The sequence below is a fragment of the Levilactobacillus humaensis genome (genome assembly GCF_024345185.1).
GTDB classification, from domain to species: Bacteria; Bacillota; Bacilli; order Lactobacillales; family Lactobacillaceae; genus Levilactobacillus; species Levilactobacillus humaensis.
In genome coordinates this window covers 38,215-61,579 of the sequence record NZ_BROB01000019.1, presented here as the reverse complement: position 1 = coordinate 61,579, position 23,365 = coordinate 38,215, and the positions used below count along the sequence as shown (strand labels likewise).

18 protein-coding genes are annotated in these 23,365 nt (G+C 51.9%); 3 read left to right on the top strand and 15 right to left on the bottom strand.

Going from position 1 to position 23,365, the window contains the following annotated elements:
* Positions 1-185 precede the first annotated feature (185 nt).
* From OCU14_RS07610 to OCU14_RS07585, 6 genes are all read right to left on the bottom strand, one after another.
* Positions 186-2,213: a DUF5776 domain-containing protein gene (locus tag OCU14_RS07610; RefSeq protein ID WP_261810501.1), complete on the bottom strand. Its 2,028-nt coding sequence runs from the start codon at positions 2,211-2,213 to the stop codon at positions 186-188.
* A gap of 243 nt (positions 2,214-2,456) precedes the next feature.
* Positions 2,457-3,785 (bottom strand): hypothetical protein, encoded by a 1,329-nt coding sequence (locus tag OCU14_RS07605; protein WP_261810500.1) that lies wholly within the window; start codon positions 3,783-3,785, stop codon positions 2,457-2,459.
* An 848-nt stretch (positions 3,786-4,633) separates the two neighbouring features.
* Positions 4,634-5,296, bottom strand: a complete 663-nt coding sequence (locus tag OCU14_RS07600) for an ABC transporter permease (protein WP_309296925.1) — start codon at positions 5,294-5,296, stop codon at positions 4,634-4,636.
* Between the two features lie 2 nt (positions 5,297-5,298).
* Entirely contained in the window at positions 5,299-6,228 is a 930-nt protein-coding gene (locus OCU14_RS07595) for an osmoprotectant ABC transporter substrate-binding protein (RefSeq protein WP_261810499.1), read from the bottom strand.
* A 10-nt stretch (positions 6,229-6,238) separates the two neighbouring features.
* Entirely contained in the window at positions 6,239-6,865 is a 627-nt protein-coding gene (locus tag OCU14_RS07590; RefSeq protein WP_261810498.1) for an ABC transporter permease, read from the bottom strand.
* Complete coding sequence (locus OCU14_RS07585; protein WP_261810497.1) at positions 6,862-8,067, bottom strand: betaine/proline/choline family ABC transporter ATP-binding protein; 1,206 nt, start codon at positions 8,065-8,067, stop codon at positions 6,862-6,864. The genes OCU14_RS07590 and OCU14_RS07585 overlap by 4 nt, the downstream gene beginning before the upstream one ends.
* Before the next feature lie 447 nt (positions 8,068-8,514).
* On the opposite strand from OCU14_RS07585, the gene OCU14_RS07580 reads away from it, so the two are divergent.
* Positions 8,515-8,976 (top strand): Rossmann-fold NAD(P)-binding domain-containing protein, encoded by a 462-nt coding sequence (locus tag OCU14_RS07580; RefSeq protein ID WP_261810496.1) that lies wholly within the window; start codon positions 8,515-8,517, stop codon positions 8,974-8,976.
* 102 nt (positions 8,977-9,078) lie between these two features.
* Here OCU14_RS07580 and OCU14_RS07575 read toward each other — a convergent pair whose 3' ends face one another.
* From OCU14_RS07575 to purH, 9 genes are all read right to left on the bottom strand, one after another.
* A complete protein-coding gene (locus OCU14_RS07575) occupies positions 9,079-9,567 on the bottom strand; it encodes a hypothetical protein (RefSeq protein ID WP_261810495.1) in 489 nt (162 codons plus the stop codon).
* A gap of 102 nt (positions 9,568-9,669) precedes the next feature.
* Positions 9,670-10,050, bottom strand: a complete 381-nt coding sequence (locus OCU14_RS07570; protein ID WP_261810494.1) for a hypothetical protein — start codon at positions 10,048-10,050, stop codon at positions 9,670-9,672.
* Positions 10,051-10,389: 339 nt separating this feature from the next.
* On the bottom strand, positions 10,390-11,628 hold the full coding sequence (locus OCU14_RS07565) for an MFS transporter (protein WP_261810493.1): 1,239 nt from the start codon (positions 11,626-11,628) through the stop codon (positions 10,390-10,392).
* 334 nt (positions 11,629-11,962) lie between these two features.
* On the bottom strand, positions 11,963-12,931 hold the full coding sequence (locus OCU14_RS07560; protein WP_261810492.1) for a Dyp-type peroxidase: 969 nt from the start codon (positions 12,929-12,931) through the stop codon (positions 11,963-11,965).
* 142 nt (positions 12,932-13,073) lie between these two features.
* A complete protein-coding gene (locus tag OCU14_RS07555) occupies positions 13,074-14,246 on the bottom strand; it encodes a MalY/PatB family protein (RefSeq protein ID WP_261810491.1) in 1,173 nt (390 codons plus the stop codon).
* Entirely contained in the window at positions 14,236-15,093 is an 858-nt protein-coding gene (locus OCU14_RS07550) for a DUF3737 family protein (RefSeq protein WP_261810490.1), read from the bottom strand. The genes OCU14_RS07555 and OCU14_RS07550 overlap by 11 nt, the downstream gene beginning before the upstream one ends.
* Positions 15,094-15,177: 84 nt before the next feature.
* A complete protein-coding gene (locus OCU14_RS07545) occupies positions 15,178-17,253 on the bottom strand; it encodes a glycosyltransferase-like membrane protein (protein ID WP_261810489.1) in 2,076 nt (691 codons plus the stop codon).
* A gap of 13 nt (positions 17,254-17,266) precedes the next feature.
* On the bottom strand, positions 17,267-18,280 hold the full coding sequence (locus tag OCU14_RS07540; RefSeq protein WP_261810488.1) for a glycosyltransferase family 2 protein: 1,014 nt from the start codon (positions 18,278-18,280) through the stop codon (positions 17,267-17,269).
* Between the two features lie 248 nt (positions 18,281-18,528).
* Complete coding sequence (purH, locus tag OCU14_RS07535; RefSeq protein ID WP_261810487.1) at positions 18,529-20,058, bottom strand: bifunctional phosphoribosylaminoimidazolecarboxamide formyltransferase/IMP cyclohydrolase; 1,530 nt, start codon at positions 20,056-20,058, stop codon at positions 18,529-18,531.
* A gap of 591 nt (positions 20,059-20,649) precedes the next feature.
* Here purH and OCU14_RS07530 point away from each other — a divergent pair.
* Positions 20,650-21,996, top strand: a complete 1,347-nt coding sequence (locus OCU14_RS07530; RefSeq protein ID WP_261810486.1) for a GH25 family lysozyme — start codon at positions 20,650-20,652, stop codon at positions 21,994-21,996.
* Positions 21,997-22,017: 21 nt separating this feature from the next.
* On the top strand, positions 22,018-22,665 hold the full coding sequence (locus OCU14_RS07525) for a hypothetical protein (RefSeq protein ID WP_261810485.1): 648 nt from the start codon (positions 22,018-22,020) through the stop codon (positions 22,663-22,665).
* Positions 22,666-23,365 lie beyond the last annotated feature (700 nt).

The window sequence follows — 23,365 nt, the reverse complement described above, 5'->3', positions numbered from 1 at the left end:
ATACCGCGATGAGGCCGCTTAAGTAACACTAAAAATTATATTATTTCAACTGTCAACTTGACAGGGACTAGTACATCCAGAAGTGGATTGTGCTTTTTTTACGCCAAAAAAGGTCGCCACGATAGTCTTCGTCGCGACCCATTATTCGAATTAGCATCAGTAGAACCCGGCTGGAGATAAATTTCCTATTTTACAATCCGTACCAGCTGGCGGTTTCCAGTAACGTACCCACCGCCCTTAACCCGGTAGCGCAACTTACCGGAATCACTGTAGTCCCAGCCGGTCACGGTGAGGACGGTTCCCCGCCGGTAGTGGCGCTGGCGATGCCGCAGGTTGCGATCGCGGTAACGGTTGATGCCAGTCTTGGTGACGATCCGTTTGGCCTGGGGATGACGGCCATTACGGATGAGTTTCTTATTGGCGGTGATGTAGCGCCCGTTTGTCAGGACGTAACGCGTCGTCAGGTTGTGACTGACCAACCGCTTCACCTTGATCACTTGGCCCTGGCGGTAGTGGGTGACCTTACCCGTCAGGTTCTTCTTCCGGTAGGCATTGATGCCTTGGGGATTGATGACCGTGATGGTCTTGGCGACCTGCCGGTAGTAGACGGGCCCCACGTACTTGGGACTGGCGGTGATGTAGCCGGTCTTACCCGCCGTCTTGGAGTGGTGGTTGACGTCTTTGACCAGGTAGCGCAGCCGCCCCTGAGAAGACTTGGCATAGCCGGTCACCCGAAACATGGGGCGGTTGATGCGCGGCTGTTTCTGGTAGAAATGTAGGCGGGCCTTTTTCGTAAAATTGGTGTCGTTGTAGAGACCGATCTTCTTCAGCCCATAGACCGCGGCACCCTTAGGCGTGATACCCCCGCCACCCCCACCAGAACTCGATGAACTTGAACTGGAATCACTGGAACTCGAGCTGGATGATCCGGAACTAGAACTTGAACTCGATGAGGAGGATGACGAGGTCCATTTCAAGGGAATCTCGTAGTCTTGGGTATAGCCGGTCTGCGCGGTACTATACATATTCAAATACATCGTGCGGAAGCGTACCGCGTCGGCGCCGTCCGGAACCTTAACGACGTAGGTGTCGGCGGACAGCGGCTCAGTTAGGGTAAAGCCAGCGTTGGTATAGAGGTCAGAGAGCTTATCCATGTCCTCGGGCTCAGCCAACGGTTGGAACTCGGGAAAGGCGTAGCTCAGGGAATTATAGAACCGGCCGTTGCCGAGCAGGTGGCCGTCGACGGTAAGATTTCGACTGCCATAGGCGGGGTAGACGCCCTCGTCGGGAAGGGTTGTGATGCCATCGACAATCTTCTCGGGATCGTCACTGGCCAGCGTTTCCGTGCCATCGAGGTCGTCTTGGAAGATGCGGTAATAGAAGCTACTCTTCCGGGAAAAGTTGAAGAAGAGGCTATTGGTGGTGTAGCGGTTAAGCTTATCGAGCTGATACTCTTGGGTGACCTTGGGGTCGATGGCGATGGTGTGGTCGGTCACCGTGGCGGTCGGCAGTCGTTTGGTCGAGGGGTGGTGCTGACCCCAGGCCGTAAAGAAGTTGACCTGATTGGTCTTGGGGTTATCGAACTGGTAGATTTGTTTAACCAGGGACAAATCGGTGATGTTGTTATTGGAGAGGTTCAGACTCGAAATGGCCGTCCAGTCGAAGTCAGGGGGTGTTGGCGCATCAACGGGCTTGGGGATCGACTTCAGGAAGGCCACAATTGTGGCGAAGTCGGCATTGTCGAGGCCGTCATTGACCAGGGCCAAGGCATCGATGTTATTGAGCATCCAGTTGGGATTGGCCGCGTCGTCGACGGGGAAGATGCCCAGGATTAATTTCAAATTGGCACCGGAGAGATTGGTTTGATCACGGATGACTAGGCGGTTAACAACTCCTTTTAGCTGAAGCAGGTCCTGGTAATCCGTGATGGGGTGGTGAATGTGGATCGTCAGGCTGTAGGCGATACGGCGCAAGTCAGCCAGTGAATCCTCGGGGGTCAGGCGCTTGGCGAGGTACTGCGAGTCGAGCACGTCTGCCATCAGCTGGGGGTCGTGGCTAAAGGCCTCGCGGATGGTGAGGTTGTCGGCAACCTCGACGGTTCGGTTGGCCGACGAGGTGTGGCGGTCGGCCAGGGCTGGCGCGGTGGTTAGCGTGGTGACGCCTAAGACAGCACAGAATAGGCCGATCCAACGTAAGTGGGGGTTATGAAGCATGGTGGGTCCTCCTTAAATCTTATGGTAAGCGGTTACATTAGCAAAACTATTTAGTGGCTAGTCATCACGATTAAGGGCCTTCATGATGGTCAGCTAGACCATACCATGTGGGGGTAACGGAGTAAACAAATTCACACTATAAATTAATTTATAAGCGGCGATAATCCCATGGTTATAGGATCCTCAGCCATTTTGAAACCAGAAAAAAACGCCGAGTACAGACTCGACGTTGGCAGAAATGATTTATTTTCGAGGTCGTACCCAGATGGTTCCCAGGGTCAGTAACAGCGAGATGACGACGAGGGGGCAGCTCAGTCCATAGAAGTACAGGGCGAAGTGACCAGTCGTCTGCGGATTAAAGAAGGCCAGTAATGGCCGGTGCGCGGCGGCACTCAGCGCGACCAGTAGGCCGAAGATGCTCAGCTGGCAGAGCAGGCCGCCATAGGTTGAGAAGCGATATTTGTGAACCATGGCGCTGTCGCTATCGACCGTCTCGAGGCCGTAGAGGGTCGCGTTGATGGTGGGGTTGTCGTAACCCACGTAGAGGGTGATCAGGAGCATACCGAGCAAATATGAGCCAATCCAGGGGATTAGCAACAGGACTTGTCCCACGACCACCCCGATCAGGCTAAAATCACGAGATCGGAAATCTTTGCCGCGACCCAGGCGATGATACAGGGGATAGCCGGTCTCGAGTCCCAATAGGTAAATGGCAAAGACAACGTACATCCCATTCTTCCCGAGGTAAAAGTAGGCGAAGAAACTGTTAAAGAGGAGCACGAGACTCACGAGAAATCCCCGGCTCAACAGCCGTAGCTTGTATTGGGGCAACACGTGCCAGTCAAAACGTAATTCGACGATCAGGATGATTAGGGCAATTCCGATGATGGTGAGCGTCAACCAAGTTGGCAAGTGAACCGTGGCCTTACGTAAGGTGGTCAGGACTCCCATGACGGCGAAGAACACCAAAGATAGTGCCCAGCGCCAGCCTTGTTTAAGGGGTTTAATCTGCCATGGGAGGTCGTCGTAGAGCCCGCGAGTGACGTTCTGAAGCATCATCCCGCCAGGTAGCGCAACTAGGTAGAGCAGGCCCAGCAGGGCGAATGTCAGGGTGTAGTTGAACTTGGTGACGATGTCGATCGCCGCAATTACACCCAGTCCGGCAAAGATTAGCCAGTAGATGCGTTTCATTTTAAAGTTGGTCAGGTTCGTCAGGTGCAGTTTTACCGTGAGAAAGTACGGCCAAATGGTAGCGGCGCTGTACCCCCATAGAAAACTCCCGATGATGAGCCAGCCAAGATGCGCGGTAAAGGCAAAAATCAGGCTGCCGGCAGCGCCCAGCGTCAGACTCAAAATGAGATAAGTAGAAGCCCGCAGGTGAAGCCGCTTGGTGTAGAAGATACTGGCGGCGCGAGAGACGTAGAAAGCCACTAGGGCGATCAGATAGGTGGTACTTTGGGTTTGTTGGAACCGGGCTAGGATGAGGAGGTAGGGAAGAATGATACCGACGTTGGCCAGAAAATTAAGGGTCCCCACCGAGAAGTCCATCCCAGCTTGTTTAGATCGAGTCACGAGGAAGGCCTCGCTTTCATAGATTTTGTTTACAGTATACCAAACATCTCCGGTCATGAGGATGCGGCATCCTTATCTTGTTTCCTTTGACCGCAGGGCAAATGGTTCTAAGATCTTGTATTTTGGTTTTGAATCAAATAGGTTTTAGCCATCGCCTTCCGGGGGTCTGCTAGGAGGCTGGAACGCGGTGGGCGCGACTTTGAGCCCGAAGGGCGGTCTCAAAGCTCGGCCTTTTCGTAACCTGAGAAGACCACTCAGCTAACGAAAACGACACGGCTGAGCCTCCTATCAGACCCCCTCCAGGCTTAGATCCAGCTTTGCCAGAAGTGAAGCAGTTTATTGGAGTTTATCAAATTGAATGGTCTGAACAGGACTACCCAATTATTAATCGGAATTTGGAAGTAGACCTAGCGTTGTTGGTAACGAAGAGTTGGGATCATCCTTCAGAGTGATCGGATCACTTCCAGACGTGTTCCTTTGCAGACTTAAAGCCACTAGAAAAGGGTCGAGACCAGACGTCTCGACCCTCATTTAAATTGTTCAGTTTTGTTGATTGAAAGCGCCAAAGGTTGGCAGTTTCGAACACCAGCGTTGACTTGAAGGACCAGTCTTAGCCGGAGGAGGCCAGGGATGGAGCCGGCCGTGGCGGTAGTGTTAGACCGAGTGTTCTTCTCGGCCTTACACTACGGGCGACTTTGAAGACACGTAGTCTTCGTGGCTTCAAATCGAGCGAGAAGCCCGGTTCTCAGGCTGAAGCGTCCCCACAGCAGGCGTAATCCCTGGCAGCCGCAGGCGGCCAATCTTACTCAAACCTAAGTTTAAGAACCGAAGAGCCGGCCTAACGGCCTTTAAGATTCCGAAGAAGTCTTTGGCGTTAATCGTTTTTCAATAAAGGACAGCACGAGGTCGGTGATGATTGCCATTAAGGCAGTCGGTAAGGCACCGGCCAGGATGATGGCCCCACCATTGGTGGCGTTGGTCCCGCGGACGATAATGTCCCCCAGACCACCGGACCCAATAAAGGACCCAATCACGGTAATCCCAATGCCCAAGACCAGGGCATTTCGAATCCCAGCGATGATCACGGATAGTGACAACGGAATCCGAATGGTCTTCATGACCTGAAACCGCGTCATCCCCATGCCTTTCCCGGCATCCAAGACGTCGGGATCAACACTGAGCATTCCCGTGTAGGTGTTCTTGATGATGGGCAATAGGGAGTACAGGAAGACGGTGGCAATCACCGTGTTCTGCCCGAGTCCTAATCCCAACATCAAGATGGATAACATCGCCAGGGAAGGAATGGTTTGAATCACATTGGCAATCCCAATGATAATTGGGGAGAGCTTGCGGTTCTGTGAAATCCAGATCCCAATTGGAATCCCCACAATGGCCCCGAACAAGACCCCATAGATTGAAACGAGGAACGTCAGGTTGAATTGATTGAGGACGTACATGCCGTTATGTGAAAAATAGTAAATTAACTGACTGAATAAGCCCATGTCTTTCATGCCTAGTTCCCCCCTTCAAAGTAGTGGTGTTGTTTCAGATAGGCCTTGGCCACGGTCTGTGGTTCTTGGAGTTGATCGTCGACCTGGTAGTTCAGCTGTTGCATGGTCTTCAGTGAAATCTTACCCACCATCCGGTTGATGACGGGTTTGAGTTCGGGGTGTTTCTTCAAGATGGCATCGGTGGCAACTGGACTCCCATCGTATGGTGGGAAGAAGTCCTTGTCATCCTTTAACAACTTCAAATTGTAGCTGCCGACCCGGCCGTCAGTGGAGTAACCCAGCACGGCGTCCATCTTGTCGGAGGCCAAGGCATCGTAGAGTAATCCCAGTTGCATCGGGTAAACGGTGCCAAAGCTAAACCCGTAGTCCTTTTGGAAAGCGGGGTAACCGTCACCGGGACGGTTTTGCCAGATTTGGTCAATCCCGACCTTCATGGTTGGGGCGAGCTTCTTCAAGTCACTGACATTTTCCAGATGGTGTTTCTTGGCATAACTCTGCTTGACCATCCAGGCGTAGGTATCGGCGAACCCATAGGACTCAAAGTAGGTCATATGGTAACGATCCTCGAAGGCCTTGGTGACCGTCGACTTTACGGTCGAGGGATCCCGTTCGAATTTTTCGTCCAGAACGGTGGTCAAATCGGTGCCGTAGAACCGGATAGAGGAGATGTCGGCGTTGCCGTTTTTGAGGGCGTTGAAGCTGACATTTCCAGATCCCAAATTATTAATAATGGTTGAATCTAAATTGGTGTAGTGGCTAATCATGCCTTGAATCATGTAGGCCATGATCTGTTGCTCGGTGGTATTCTGCGCGGCAATCCGAACGGTATTGTCACCGGAACCAGCCAACCCGGGCAGGCTACAGCCACTCATTGGTATGATCAAAATGACTAACAGAAGTCCGGCTAGCCATCGACGTAAGTGTTTTCGCATGACGGACCTCCTATCGTAATTCGCGTGGGGTTACGGTCGCTTCCAGTCTACCCAAGAGGTAGTCGACCACCAGTGCCAGGATGATAACGGGGATCGATCCGCCTAAGATCAGGTCGGAACGATATAGATTTAACCCGTTGAAAATGAAGTCACCCAAGCCACCGGCACCGATGTAGGAAGCCAGCGTGGCCCACGCAATGACGTAGGTCGCGGAGAGCCGAATGCCGGACATGATGACGGGCGCGGCCAGCGGAATCTCGGCGCGCACCATGGATTGCCACCAGGTCATCCCCATCCCCTTAGCGGCGTCACGGACGGCAGGGGAGACCCCCTCCATCCCGAGATACGTATTCCGTAAAATCGGCAGTAACGAGTAGATAAATAGGGCGACAATGGCTGGCGTGGACCCGATCCCAAAGATGGGAATCATCATGGCTAACAGTGCCATGGCGGGGATGGTTTGCAGCACCCCGGCCAGGGTAATCACGGCGTTGGCCCCGTGCTTCATCCGCGTGAGCAGAATCCCCAAGGGAACAGCCACGATGACCCCAAGTCCCAGCGCGGCGGCCGAGATGTAGAGGTGTTGACCGGTCTTACTGATTAATTGCATCCCATAAGTTTGCAGAAAGTGAATCATTGTGATGATTCGCCCCCTTCATGAGTTGCGGCAGCGTGGATGTCGGCGTTGATTGGTGAGGCTGGTTCCTCATCGGTTGCCGGTGCCCCGCGTAAGGCATCGTAGACGATGTCGACTAAGGCCGTCCGCGTGACGATCCCAACCAAGTGTTTCTTGGCATCGACAACGGGGACGTTTTTAACCCCCTGTTTCAAAATACGATCGACGGTGTCGCCGATCAGCGAACTGGCTTGAACGTAGAAGACCTCGCGATTAGTGAACCGGCTGACGGGGGTGGTGGCGTCCGTGATCCGGTTGATGTCATCCAGATCGACGTAGCCCTCGAGCACGCCGTCAGTATCGGTGACCAGCAACGTATCAACCCGCCGGCTATGCATCAGATCAATGGCGTCGTCCAACGTTTTGTCTGGTGTGATGGCAACGGGGTTCTTTAACATAATTTGACTAACGGAGAGAATATTTGGTTGCGCTCTGATCAGGCGTTCTTCCCCAATTAAATTGGTGACGAACTCGTTGGCAGGGTGCCGCAGAATATTATTGGGTGTGTCGACCTGAACCTGCTTCCCGTGGCTCATGATGACCACGCGAGTGGCGAGGTGGAGGGCTTCATCCATGTCATGGGTCACGAAAATAAAGGTCTTGCCCAGATCTTCTTGGAGCCGCTTGACCAGCTCTTGTAAGGATTCACGGGTGATAGGGTCCAAGGCACCGAAGGGTTCGTCCATGAGGATGATGTCCTGGTCGGCAGCTAAGGCCCGCACAACCCCGATCCGTTGTTGTTGCCCACCGGAGAGTTCCCCGGGGTAACGGTTCAACATTTCTTGGGGAAGTTGGGCAAGGTCAATCATCTTGACCGCCTGTTTGGCCCGTTTTTCTTTGGACCAGCCCAACAACTTAGGTACGATTTCAATATTTTCCTTGATGGTCATGTGGGGCATCAGACCGACGTTTTGAATCACGTAGCCGATCGAGCGCCGCAGCTTGACGGGGTCCATCTTGGCGATGTCTTTCCCGTTGATTTTGATGGTTCCTGACGTTTGATTTAACATGCGGTTGATCATCCGCATTGTGGTCGTCTTTCCGGAACCAGACGTCCCAATAAAACAAATAAATTCGCCGCGATCGACTTGTAAGTTGAAGTCGTCAACGGCGAGTTTGCCATTGGGATATTCTTTGTTTAAATGTTCCATTGAAAGTAGCATAGATTAACCTCCTGTATAGTGGTGTTGCGCCCGAGCGATCCCCGGGAAAAGAAATAACGATCGGTGTGCCAAGGTGGCGCACGCACGGCGGGCAACCTGGAGACCGGTCGTATTTGATTGTGAGACTAGCGAATTTAGTTGCTATCCATTGTACATGAAAGCAATAGTTTTTCCAAATGAAGACTATTGCTAGTGTTGATAGTCGCAAGGCCTATATGGCCAGCGATCCCTTAACGGCAAGGGGTTTAGCGACCGGATGACCGTTATCTGGGGATTTTATCTATTTAAGCATAACATATTTAGCCAGATGGTGGATAAGAATGGCCTAATCACGCGGGACTGTAGTCGCGTGAATTGGCCAAAACTTTTTTCAAATGAGGGCTTGCCTTCGACCTACTATAACCCCTTATAATAATGAACATAATCAAAAAGAGAGGAAGATCACCTTTGAAAAATATCTTAATCGTAGGTGCCCTGGATTCGTCCGGGCAAGCCTTTATTCGCCAGCTGAGCGACCTGAATTCGGTCAATTTGACCGTCTATACCCCGAGCGACGTGACGTTACCCGCTAACGTTGCCGGTCTAACCGGAGAACAGATTGACGAAGGTGGTCTGAGTGCCGCCATGTTGGACCAGGATGCCGTCGTGGCCTTGGTGCCAACGATTCGCCTCGTCGCCGTAACACAGACCATTGTCACGGCAGCTAAAGCCACTGGCGCGTCACGTGTTGTGGTCAGCCGTACCGATGACATCGAAGAACTTCCAGGTGAGTTACGTACCGCCCAACGCGCGCTGATTGACCTGCCCGTCGCCGATCTGGTGACCGGACTCGGCAGCGTGCGAGCACTACTAGGCCTGCCGATGGTAGTACCTAGCAGTCAGCCGTTGGTATCTGGGTTAGCTGGATAATAGGGAAAAGCCCGTTCACTGGTTGTGAGCGGGCTTTTTGCATGGTGCATGAATTAAAAAGATATGGGACTGTTGGTTCCTTGATAGGTGGCTGGAGATTAGTTAAATATAGTTGTATCCAATTCCTGGAACTTTGGCGTGGACGAAAGTACCATTACCACTCTTCACATTTTTCTTAAATTGTTTGTAGCTGTATCCCAGTATTATATAGTAGTGGCCATCTTCCTTAAAATGGGCAATATAGTCCGTCGTGTAGCCTTTGCCGATGCAATCTTTAAGTTTGATTTTGTAAAGTTTGCCATTGGTGTACTTTTTAAGTGTTTTTACTTTTACGGGCCGGTCGGGATAGGTATCGCTTTGTAGCATGCCAGTTGAAATGTACTTCTTTGTAACGACAATTGTTTCACCCGAATAATATGTTTTTCCATTCCAATGCTCTTTGGTTAACATCCCATGGTAATGGCCTCGTAAGGCTTTAGGCGTGTGGACATAGTGAATTTTGGCTTGTGCTGGTTCAGGGTTAGAATTCAGGGCGACTGTGCTTAAAGGGAGTGCCAATAACCCCACCATTAACATAATCTTTTTGTTCATATTTTCTAGATCTCCTCATCTTGACTATTGCTATCAGTAATATTTGAAACTGGCCAGAAGTATTGTTGTGTCGAACTTAATAAATGGGTTGGTAGTTTACTTTTACTTATAAAGGTTATACCGAATTCCAAAGTCTTTGAATGTCACATGGTGTTTGCTAACAAAGTGCATGGTTGGCGTCGATTGGTTTTTCTTTGCTTCAAACTCATAGCCTCTGAACTTATAGCGACGGTGGCCGACCTTTTTGTACCGTAAATGAGACAAGTGCGGATCGTTGTCACAAAAAACTAATTTGTTTTTAGAGATCCATAAAACGGCACCCATTCTTCCCTTTAGCGCATCTTTATCTGCCCACGTACCACGGGTAATCTTGGGTGCTCCTTTGTGCCAACTAGCTGCCTGTGCCGAGGCATTGCTGAGTGTGGTGGTTCCTAATCCTAAGCTCCCTAAAACTAGCAATGATGCAATAAATTTATGACGCATCTTTTGACATCCCCAAATCTACGTATTTTTAAATACTTTCTTGCCTTGACTATTACTATAATACATGTTTGTAAGCGTTTCAATCGTAACATAAGATGAATCCTCGGGTTCGATAAGGCTTTATGAATGGACTCGATTCTTCATAACTACCGGTTGGCGCAGGTGGAGTATTGAAACCGATATTGTTTACGCCCATAAAAAATGCCTACCCAATCAGTCCAATTAAGGATTGGTTGAGTAAGCATGTGTTTTTTATATTGTTGGTATGTCAGTGCTTCATTATTTTCATCAAGGCTAGCCTCTACGGAACCAACCGGGGGGCACCAACAACGACTGAGCCTAGTCCGCCACCTGAGCCTGAGGCTTCCGGATTTCCGGAACCAACCACCAGACTAGCCCGAGGTTAATCAGCATCAACATCGCCGTGGAGATGAAGACCGCGTTGTAGTTGAAGACCCCGGCGATCCAGCCACCTAGCAGAGAACCCATCATGTTACCGATCGATTGGAAGGATTGGTTCCAACTGAAGACGGTGGAGGTGAGCTCGACTGGTGAGTTTTTGGTCAGGAGCGTTTGGATTTCTGGGAACAGCGCCCCATCGGAAATCCCGATCATGAAGCGCAAGATCCCCAACATCCAGACGCTGGTGACGAACCCTTGGGGCAGGTACATCAGTGTGGCAAAAATATAGCCGAAGATGAGGACCCGTCCGGACCCGTGCTTATCCCCGTAACGCCCGAGGCGTGGGGAGGCAAAAATATTGGAAACCCCTGGCAGGGCCGCGATAATTCCGGCAACCACGGTGATGGGGCCCACGTTATGCATGAGTTCCTTGACATAGAGACTGATGATAGGGGAAATGGAAATATTCCCAAATTGCACGATTAACGTCGAACTCAACAGAACCAGAATCAATTTTGGATTCGGGAAGGCCGCCAACGGATTGTGACTCTTGTGGCCGTCGGTACTGGTGGCAGGAGCTACCGGCTTGAACTTTTCTTCCACGAAGATCCAACTCAGAAAGAAGGTCGACAGCAGGAGTAGCGCCGTGATGAAGAAGGTCAGGCGAATGGAGAAAATCTGCGCCAAGACCCCACCAATCACGGGTCCCAGCAACATCCCACTGGTCACTCCGGTCATCAGGGTACTCAGCGAAGCCCCGGAGTGTTTCCGCGGCGTCTGGGAGGCCACGAGGGCCTGGGCATTAGAAATGAACCCGGCGAAGACCCCTTGTAGCGCCCGCAAGGCCACCAATTGCCAGACGCTGGTGGCGAAACCCATCAGGGCCATGGCAAACGCCGTCCCCAATGAGGCCCGCAGTAACATGAGCTTACGGCCTTTACGGTCGGCGACCATGCCCCAAAGTGGGGATGCGATGGCGCTGACAAAGAAGTCGGCGGCGTAAACTAGGCCACTGTACATGGTGACCTGGGATTTGGTGTAGTCACCTAAGCTACTAATATATAATGACAAAAACGGCATGATTTCACTGAAAGCCATGCCGGCAACAAACGTACAGAACCAAAGAACCCGTAGATTACGACGCCACGGGCCACTTTCTCTCTCGGCTTCATCCAATGTGAGTCAACTCCTTATGGGGATAGATTAATTGATGATCTGACCAAAAGTCACACCCACCAATTTGATTTATTCGTTAGTATTAACCCCACTAACATACCCTCATAAGCCCGAAACGTCAATCTCCCGGCGACTTTTGTATGCGCTCGCAATTGTTTAATAATGCCCGGTTCCGCGATAATTATTTTTATTTCACATCAGGTGCTGAACTGCCTAACTGGTCATGATCGGTTAAAGTCGCGGCAGGCCGGGAAACATATACAGTAAACCAAAAATTCCGGGACCGTTTCCAAGTGAATGGAAAGTTTCCGGGATTTTTAGCATTTAAAGGGCGCTATTCGTCCGGATAGTCTACCGGGAAGAGATCCCCATCCGCGATACGGGCCAGTAGCGACCGTGCGGGGATGAAGAAGGCATTTCCTGTGATCGGCGTACTGAAGTCCAGCAACCGGTCGCTTTGGCTAAACATATTCTCCAGCATACGTTGCGTAACAGTGAAGTGGCGGGCATAGCCGATAAAGTAGGTACCGGCCACGCCGCGACTCGGGTCGCCATACGGTACGTTCATGCGGACAATCTTGTGTTCCACACCGTCATCGTTGTCTTGGGAGGCCAGGTTGTGGGCGTTGGGAAGTTTGTCATCATCGTAGAGTTCCTGGTCACTGAACTTGTGACGACCGATGGCTCGCTCCTGGTCCTCGGTGGCCAGATTGTTCCAGGCATCCAGGTTGTGGGTGTACTTCTGGGCAAAGGCGTAGGACCCGTTGATGAAATCGGGGTCCTCGTCGCCAATGATGGCGTAGTCCGGTGCCTCGGGTCCTGACGGATTCTCAGTACCGTCGACGAACCCAATGATGGCGCGACCTTCAAAGTAGCGGAAGCCGACCGTCTCATCGACGACGCTGGTCCAGCTACGGAGAAATTCGCGGAGTTCGGCGGCGACTTCGTAGACGATGGCCATATCATTGGCCCGGATATGCAAGAAGAGATCGCCCGGCGTGGCGGGTGCCGTGTACTTGGGCCCGACCACCGGTTGAAATTCGACGAGTTCTTTCGGTGGTCGAACGGTTGGAAATAGAAGTTGCCAGGCGCTGGCCCCCAAGCCAAACGCCACGCGGAGATCGGCCTGTGGATAGCGAACGTTTAAGCTGCGTTCGGTGGCCCCTAGGCGATCGGCGAAACAAGCCATGGCCTCACGGGCCTTGATGCGGTCTTTTCGGTCGATGAGAAAAGTGGTAAATAACACGTTTTTGCCGGCATCACGAAAGACGTCTTGTGCGTCGGCAAGGTTGATTTGTGGCATAGTGACTCCCCCTCGATATCAGAATGTTCAATCCTAGGTCGAGTATATCAGGGGACCGACAAATGATTTCGCTAGCTGACCGCTAAGCGGGTGGAAAGTTGGGGAAATTTAAAAACCAGCGACCGAAATCGCTGGTTTTTTATTAGTTATTTTGTTGACGGAAGGCTTGTAGACCGCGCTTGAGTCGGTCTAAACCATCTGCGAGTCGTTCGGCGGGACAGGCCACATTGATACGGACAAAGTCGTGGCCGTTGCCACCGTAAACGGCACCGGCGGTAATGAAGAGGCCGGTCGTCTGCCGAATAACTTGGCAGAGGGCCTGAGTGTCCGTCGTGACGTCACGACAATCGATCCAAACCAGATAGGTGGCATCGCCGGCAATGACGTGAAGTTCAGGCAGATTTTCCTGCACGAACGCGGTGACGGCTTGGCGGTTAGCGGTAATCTGGCGGTTTAAGTCGTGAACCCAGTCGGCACCGGTGGTGTAGGCCGCGATACTACCATCGATGGCAAAGGCGTTGGGTTCAGCTAATTCATCGGTGTTGATGCCGCGGTCCACCACGTTGCGGCGGTTCTCATCGGGGATGATCAGGGTTGCGGCGTGTAAGGCCGCAACGTTAAAGGTTTTGCTGGGCGAAACGGCCGTGATGCTAACGGCGGCACAGGTGTCACTTGCCGAGGCAAAAGGTGTGTAACCCTTGCCAGGCGTGGTGATGTCGCCATGGATTTCGTCGGAGAAGACGGTGACGTGGTTGGTCGCGGCTAGTTCGCCGATTCGGCGCAACTCGTCCGGCGTCCAAATCTTACCGACCGGGTTGTGCGGGTTACAGAGAATCATCATGCTGGTTAACGGATCCGCCATCTTAGTGGCCAGGTTGTCCCAGTCGATACTGTATTGGCCATCGGCGTAGTGGAGGTCACTAGAAAGGACGTGGCGGCCGTTGTTCACGATGGAGTTATAGAAGATATTGTAAACGGGCGCCTGAACCAGAACATTGTCACCCACGTGACTCACACGGCGCACGGCCGAGGAGATAGCGGGAACGACACCGGTAACAAAGCGCATCCAGTCTGTCTGGGGCGTCCAGTTGTGTTCCGTAGTCAGCCAATGTTGCACGGCGTCAAAGTAGGCTTGCGGGACTTCTTCGTAACCGAAAATCCAGGTGGCAGCCTTCTTTTGAATCGCGGCGACAATGCCAGGTGCGGTGCGAAAGTCCATGTCGGCAACCCACATCGGCAGTTCATTGTCAGCCACGTCCCATTTCACGGAGTTGGTATGACGCCGATCGACCATTTCAGAAAAGTTATGGCTCATGGGTGGCCTCCTCGGTGGTAATGGTGGTCTGACGCCGATCGATGGCGGGATCGTCAAAGATGATATCGCCAATAGCTGGGGCCGAGATGTGGCCGTTAATCGGGTTCTTCACGCTGTCGATGGTCGTGTTGATCGTGGCATCGATATCGGAACAGTATTCAAAGGACAAGTTGGTGTTGACCAGCGAACAGTTGCGCATGGTCAGGTGATCTACGTAACACAGCCCTTGTTCACTTTCCAACCAACAGTTAACGAAGGTGATATTCTTCGTATTCCAAGCGAGGTATTCCCCGATGATGGTTGAATCGTAGATCGTGACGTTGTCACAATTCCAGAAGGCATCGTGGGTGATGAAGGTTGAGTTGTGAACCTCGACGTTCTTACTCCCGTCAAAGGCGTAGTTCCCGTTGACCTTCAAGTTGTTTACGACCACGTTGGTACTGTTCATTCCGAAGTAGTCTCCGGTAGCGGTGACGTTGTCCAAGTGGAGATCGTCACACCACCAGAGGGTTTCGCCAGCATCGGCGAAGGTCACGTCGTCTAAGTGAAGGTTCTGGGCGTGCCGGAAGGTCTTGGTGGCCCGAATCATACTGTGAGCCATCGTCATATCCTTGGCATACCAAGCGCCAGCGTGGGCATCTGGCTGCCAGGTCGTGTGATCCAGTTGGGTGTGATCGGTGTACCACAAGGGATATTTGTACTTGAAAATGGTGTGGTCAATAGCGAGATTCTTCCCGTGCTTGAGGGGAGATTCACCGTCGACGAAAATACTGTTGGTAATGTGGAGATCGTGACCTTGGAATAAGGCCCGTTCACCAGTCAAGGTTTGTTGATTAACTTCTTTCAAATTATTAGCTCCTTTGGATTAACTCATCTGGATCCATTGTAGGACCTTCGAGCCACTCGAGGGCAAGTCATTTGTTAGAAATTGTTAGATCTGTCGACGATACCAGTAGAACCGATCGATAATCAGCAAGCCGCCGAGCCAGACGGTTCCCAGGATTAACCAGAATTGGCCCCGATCGATGACGGGCGCCACGTTTCGTTGCGTTAGGTGGAAGCGTAGATACTGGTCGGGGTGGCCGACGATTGGTTCTGGCAGAACGGGGTACGTCGCTGGAACCGTCACGAATTTAACCGGAGTCGGTTGAAGATTGGTGATCGTCAGGCGGTAGTGACCCGCGGGTTGAACCGGCAGGTCCTGTTTGAGCTGGATGAGCGGATCCGGCTCGAGTGTGTGCCAGACGATGCGACCTTGGTCGTTACGCAGGGAAATTTGGCCACGGAACGGGAAGGTCGGATCGATTGAGAGCCGGTCAAAGGCAATTGGGGCTGTCAGTGGTTGGGTGAGGCTCTGACCTGGTTTGAGTTTGAAGTGGTGGTTCTGGAAGTAGCGCCCCTCATTTTGATTGATCACGTAGATGGGATTGTCGACGGGGGTTGTGGTGAGCCCGTAGTTCTGCCAAGCACTGACCAAAATGAGGCCACTGAAGGCCAGGGCCATCCCCAACGGAATCCACCGACTACGGGTTGACCAACGCAGGAGGTTCAGCGGTTGGCGATAGCCCGCCGCGGTTCCAGCTATTAGAAGGGGCAGAATTGGCAGGGCGTAGCGTTCCTCGGTTTCCCAGAAGATGACGTGAAAGCAAATCAGGCCGATAACAAAGAGGCCCCCGATAAGATAAATCGCGCTCAGTCGGCGACGACGGATCTGCTGGACTCCCCAACCACAGGAGACGATGAGGAGCGCGAGGTAGTTGATCTGGCTCCAATTGGCCAGGAACCATTCAACCGTGTTGCGATGTTGTCGGTACCAGTTAGGGGCTTGCTCGAAGTCCGCCGTAATCTGAAAGGCATCGAAGGTTCCCGTGGCCAAGAAGAGTTTCGTTTTTTTAACGAGGTGATAAATAACCCCGCCAATGCCCAGCGTGTGCCAGGACTCCTCCAAATGTTTCTTGGCCAAGGCTTGTTTGCGAGCGGCGGTGGGTTCATCACGAATAGAATCCACGTCAGGACGACTGTATTCACCGTGCGTCGTCGGGTTCCAGCTCATGGCGATCCAACTGGTTGCTGGCAGAGCTAACGATGGATCTTCTTGGTAGCCAGCAGCGCGTTGAACAGCATGGCTGCCCCCGATACCGGCGCCGAGTATGGCGATCAAGAGCACCGTGATGCCAGTCCGAGCTAGCCAAGGCCGGGGACTGGCATTATTGACCAGCCAGAGACCTAAGATAACGGCAATGGCTAGGACAATAAAGTTGGCCTTCATGAGGATGGCAAAGGTGAGAAAGACGCCAACGAAGAGGGTCCAGCCCAACCGTTTCGGCCACGTAGTTGCGCGCAATAGGTTTGATAAACCGGCCAGGACAAGCAGGCCAATTGGCAACACGGCGAGGTCGCTATACGTGTTGAGCGCGTAAGCATAGAGAGGTACCGTACCCATGATGATCACCAAAAAGAGGTGTCCACGAGCAATGCTGCGGCGTCGCAGAACACACCAGAGGGCCAGCAGACCACAATCCAGCCAAGCAAATTGGATGAGGTTGAGATCGATGCCACTGAGGGTGGTTCCGAATAGTTGGGCGACCTTCATGAGGCCGGTCAAGACCAAGGTGAAGTTGATGTTATTAGGATAGGTGTAGAAGTAAGTCGACCAGTCAGCGTGACCGTGAAGCAACGTTAAGGCCTGCTGGTGAACGAAGTAGAGGTCGGCTCGCGGGGCACTGACCCAATTGAAGGCGACAAAGAGTTGAATGGCCAGGAGGACTCCCCAGAGTCCCCAGCTGAGCCAGCGGTGCTGAGTCGCGGTGCGGCGGTGAAACCAGCGAAAGAGTAGACCGATGATGCCGAGATAGACCCCGGCTCCTAAGAGGATGACCAGTGGGCTCAGCCAGTTGTGATCGGTACGAAAGGCAACAGGAGACACACCAGCCAACACGCCGGTCAGAAACAGAGTCAAACTGATGAGGCCGACTAAGCCAGTCGTTAAGCGTTGGCGTGTGGTCATGAGAGGTCCCTCCTTAGTTAACAGATTGATGCTCGTGGTGTGGTGTCACCGTGAGCGGTGCGGCTAGGAATGCCGTAGAAAAGGTTTCCGTTTGGATGATGAAATGCGGTCGGTGTTGCGTTTCTCTGAGAATCTGACCGACGTATTGGCCAATGACGCCCAGGCCGATCAGTTGCAGGCCACCGAGTAGCCATAGTGAGGTCAGAAGCGCACTGCTGGTGGTGAGACCATTTAGATGCAGGCCTAACAGCCATAACAGGGCAATTGTTGCGGCGGCACAGATGGTGAAGCCCAGGTACATGATGGCCCGCAGTGGTGCCAGGGATAGCGAGAAGATGCCACTTAACGCGAAACGCAGCATGCGCTTGAGTGGGTATTTCGAGGTTCCCGCCGTCCGTGGCTGGCGCTTGTAATAGAGCTTCGTGCTGGGAAAACCCAGCTTGGGGATGATTCCCCGGATAAAGGGCGCAGACTCAGTGTAGGTCATCAGTGCGGTGACTGCCCGGTGGCTGAGTAGGCGGAAGTCAGAGTGATCCGGAACTAGTTCGACACCGAGCTTGCCCATGGTCCAGTAAAAAGCCTCGGCCGTGGTGCGCTTGAACCAGGTATCGGTAGACCGGTCATTGCGGACGCCATAGACGATATCGAAGCCTTCCCTGGCTTGTTGAACCATCGCGTCGATGACCCGCGGGTCATCTTGCAGATCGGCATCGATGGTGATAATGAGATCAGAGAAGGGATGGGCAACTTGCATCCCTGCCATCAGCGCGGCTTCTTGACCGAAGTTGCGGCTGAATTTCAGTCCGGTAAACAGGGTGTCTGCCTGTCGGAGTTGCGTAATGATGGCCCAGGTATGGTCGCGGCTGCCATCATCGACAAAGAGAATCTTACTGTCAGTGGCAATCTGGTTGCTATCCATGAGGCGATGCAGAATGGCGCTTAAAACCGGTGCGCTCTTGGGTAACATTGGTTCTTCGTTATAACACGGCACAACTAAGGTCAGCCGTGGTGCAGTTAGTGTTTTCATTCAGATCAACTCCCCCAGTAAATCTAAGTTCGAACAACTTATTCTGAGTCGATGATAACTGGATAATCCCATTATGGGGTAAATTGCGCTCGAATTAAACGACTTTCTTCGGCAAGTTACTAATGGGTCTCAAGTACTTTCTCGATATCAGTGAAAGTGTTCTGGTTAACGTTAAATAAAGCAATCGACAGAAAAGGCGCATGGCAGTTCCAAACGATGAAACCGCCATGCGCTTAGGTGTGTGTGTTTTAATGTCTGAAGTGACGATGATTCGTGAAGACCAACGCCACACTGTGTTCGTTGGCCATGTCGATGGAAGCCTGATCACGGATGCTACCACCGGGTTCCGCAATGACGCGAATCCCATGTTCGGCGGCGTATTGAACGCAGTCGGCCATAGGGAAGAAGGCGTCGGAAACTAGCACGGAGCGATCGTAATTCGGTTTCTCTTCGGCCTTAGCCACCGCAATCTTTAAGGCGTCGATCCGATTCATTTGTCCGGGCCCAATACCTAAGGTCTGGTCGATGGTGTTGACGACGATGGCGTTACTCTTGACGAACTTAATTGCCTTTAAGCCAAACGCAATGGCTGCGAGTTGTTCCGGCGTCGGCTGAGCATTGCTGACGGTCTGAAAGGTTGCCGGATCGTCGATGATTTCGTCACGTTCCTGGCGCAGGAGGCCACCGCGAACGCTGACCAACTCGTCAGGCTCGGGATCGTTGGCCGCGCTGAAGTCGACCGTCAACAGCCGCAGATTTTTCTTCTTCGCCAACACATCGTAGGCATCATTGTCGAAGGCTGGCGCAATGATGATTTCCAAGAAGAGCTGATGCATCTTCTTGGCAGTTGCCAAATCGACCGGCCGATTGAGGACAATGATGCCACCAAAGATCGACATGGAGTCGGCGGCGTAGCATTTGTCCCAAGCGTGTTCGAGCACATCGTCGGTTCCAATTCCACACGGGTTCATATGCTTTAAAGCCACGACGGTCGGGTCGCTGAATTCACGAATAAGGCCTAGCGCGGCGTCGGCGTCCTTGATGTTGTTGAAGGACAGCGGCTTGCCGTGAAGTTGTTTAGCCGCGGCGATAGAGAACGGAGACGGCTGGCAGTCTTGGTAGAAAGTGGCCGTCTGCTGCGGGTTCTCGCCATAGCGCAGGGCTTCCTTGCGTTTGTAGGTGAGGGTCAGGGTATCGGGCTTGGCTTCGTCCGTCAAGTAGGTCGCGATCACGGCGTCATAGTGGGCCGTGTGGTGGAAGACCTTGGCGGCCAGATGCTTTCTAAATGTCAAGGTATCGCTGTGGGCCACTAAGGCCTGTCCGACCTGATCGTAATCGGCGACATCGCAGACCACGAGAACATCCCGATAGTTTTTGGCGGCGGCTCGGATGAGGCTTGGGCCACCGATATCAATCTGTTCAACCGCCGCGGCTAGCGTGACATCTGGTTGACTGATGGTCTCGGCAAAGGGATAGAGGTTGACGCAGACCAGGTCGATTGGGGTAATTGCATGTTCGGCCAACGTTTGTTGGTGATTAGGATCGTCTCGTTTAGCGAGAATCCCGCCGAACACCCGTGGATTGAGGGTCTTAACGCGGCCGTCTAACATTTCTGGAAATTGAGTGACGTCTTCAATGGGAATCACGGGGATGTCGGCATCGGCCAGAACGGCTTGCGTCCCGCCGGTAGAAACCAGTTCAAAGTCATTGGCAATCAACGTGTGAGCAAAGTCGACAATGCCAGTCTTGTCGGCAACACTGAGTAGGGCACGGCGCATAAGATAACCTCCTAAATGTGAGTAAAAGCTGTTAGAGTTATCATACGGGAATTATCCTGAACAATCAACGGGAACAAATTATAATAATTCGTATATTTAGCTAGGAAGCCTAACGATAGAAAGTAAAGTGACCAATCTATAAATTCACTTATAATTGGACTTTGTTTTGGCCCATCTGTTATTAGTCACTGACAGGCTGCAAAACACTATTGTTCGTGATTTACGAACAACACTGATTGAAAAGTGCTAATTGTCATGATTTGTCAAAAAGGCCGTAGATTACCTGATAAGTAATTCACCATCTCGCCAATATGACTACTTTTCCTATTAAACCAGCTAATCATTTTTAAACCGGATAATCACTACCATCGTTGATTTAACAGCGTTCCTGTAATAAATATAATTGTAAAATGCGGTAATGAAACTGAAATCCTGCTGTTATCGAATGCACATTTAAGAAGCCTATCCTTAAAGATGAATTTAAGCGTGAGGTGGTGAGCAAAAGCGTCGGGGAGATTTCGGTGTCGGGGAAGCATCAACACCAGTTTTTAGGAGTAGGGCACACCAAATTTAAGTAGGGAAGTGCCAATTATGTCAACTAATCATCGTTGGGCCAAGCGGTTAACCCAAGCAGCGGTTGCCGCCAGTGCCCTCGTTGGAATCGCCTGGGGCGGTCAGACCGTCGCCAGTGCCAGCACGCTCGCCATTCCAGATATTTCCGAATGGCAGGGGAAGTTAACGTCAACGCAGGTTTCAAATTTGAAGAGTCAGGTGTCATTTGTCATCAACCGGCGGCAATACGGGTCATCCTACGTGGATAAGTATGCCGCTAACAATACCTCGCTCTATGCGAAGTATGGAATTCCGTTTGGGGAGTATGATTACGCCACCTTTACCAGTGCGGCGAGTGCCAAGACGGAAGCCAAGAATTTCTACAATCGGTCGAACAAGAATGCCAAGTTCTACGCGCTGGATTTCGAAGAAAATGATGTGACGTCGGGGACCACGAACGCCGCCGTTAAGGCCTGGTATGATGAAATGAGTTCACTGACCGGTAAGAAATTAATCTTCTATTCTTACCAATCATTCGCGACAACTTACGCTAATAGTGCCCGGACTAAATTCGATGCCCAGTGGATCGCTAACTATTCTTATACGCCAACGATTTCCTTTGCACTGTGGCAGTACACAGATAGTAACTACCTGTCTTCATTAGGTGAGGCCACGGATAATAGTCGCGCCGAAACGTCGGTGCACCCAATTAGTTGGTGGACGGATGGAGTAACGACGGCCTTAGCGCACACGTATTCGTACAGTAGTTTCCGAACCGGGCAGCACGTTTATCTACATAAAGGGGCTTCCAAGTACGTTGACCGCACGAAGATCGACACGTCCGATCGGCAGAAATTTTACACGATTTCTGATGTTAAACCACTGACCATGTCGAATTCTAAACAAGAATTGTATATTAAGGAATTGGGTCAATGGGTCCTGTCCCAAGACGTTACTGGCTATTGGGTCGGTCAACATGGGTCCTTCAATTTACACGATAATGTGAATATTTATTCTGATTCTAGCCTGACCAAGAAGACGGGGCAGAAGTACAAGAACGGGACGCAGGTTGCGGGTAAGGTCGTCAAGGCACCGGATGGTAAGTCCTACCGGATCAAGACCGACAAGGGGTACATTACCGCCAATTTAGCCCGGTTAAACCATGCCTATTTTGAAAGTATGAATTCTTCAAAGACGGTTACCACCAAGCAAAAGATCTATGCTTACAATAAGACGTCGATGACCAAGGCGAGTCGCGTTAAGTCGTATAAGAAGGGCACCACACTTAATGTCACGGCGATTAAAAAGCGGTCGACAGGTTCCCGTTACTACGTCTTAACCAATGGAAATTACGTCACGGCATTGCATGGTCACGTCGATAAATAAGCGGAGAGAGGTTGGATAAAGATGCAACGTAAAACAAAATTAATTACGGCCGTTACGGCGGCTTTGGCGGTGCTGGCACTGGGTTCAGGCAGTGTACTTCAAATGCATGCGGCTAACGATGTCAGTTCCACGGGTCAGACGGTGGCGCCGAATTCGGCATCCGTTGATGGGACTAAGGTGACGGCCACTACGGCTAGCGGAACCAAGCAGAATTACACGGTTAAGTACACAGATCAGAGTACTGGCGATCAGTCCACGACCCTCCAAAAGAAGACCTATGGCACGAGTGCTACGGCCAAGGATCAGGTGGATTACGTCGGTAATGCTGACGGTGAAACGGTCAAGTTGAACAAATCGACGAGTGCCGTGGTTCAAGGCGTCATGGGCCATACCTACGTCCATTGGACCAAGGGGGATTGGTCGGTCACGGCGGTTACCAGTAACGCCGATCAGACGGGAACCCCAACCCAATTTGCCAAGCAAGTCAATCAGCAATTGAGCAAGAGTAGCCTGCCTAAGAGCGCGGATACCGGGGCGGTCACGGTCTACAGCAAGAGCGATGATGACAAGGACAATACGGTGACCTGGCAAGATGGCAAGCAAACTTACACCGTCAAAGGCCAAGCGGCCGATACCACAGTTAAGGTGGCCCAGAACACGAAAGACTAGTTTATTAAAAGCATTGTCTTCGGACAGTGCTTTTTTCTTATTCTGAAATTGGACCGCCGCAGGTGGCCAGGGATTCCACCCTGTTGGGGCCCGGGTAAAGCCTGAGGAGCGGTCTTCATCCTCGCTTTAAGCCCCACAAAACCCGTGAGTCTTAAAGTCGTCCCAGGCTGTAAGGCCGGCAGACCACCGACCAAACAGCCTCGACACGGGGTTTCATCCCTGGACACCTGCGGCTAAAACTATCGGAATGGCTTGTTGGAATTCATGAGAGGACTGGCTAGTATTTCATACGAGTAGTCTGCGCTTTTTCTGGAACAGGTGGTTCAGAACGCTGATCCGGCGCTAATGGCTGGCCATGACTTGCCAAAAGTGTCAGCCATGATTGGTGATTGGATATTATCATGGAACGCTCGGTGTCAGAAAATGCCATCAATCCCAGCCGGAGGACACCAGACAGAACCCCGTGTCGGTGGTCTTAGCCGAGGTTTTGTCTCGGCTTAGAGCACGGCCAACTTTGAAACTCGTGGTCTTCGATGTTCAAGGTTGCCCTGAAGACCGCTCTTTGGCTTCAGGTCTGCCTCACGGGGTGGCGTCTGGTGGCCGTAGGCGACTCGGACAAAGACAAGGTTCAAGATAAAATCTAAGAGTTAGGATCAAGTCCTATCGGACTTTCATTAATTTCAGAATGAGAGATGTGGAA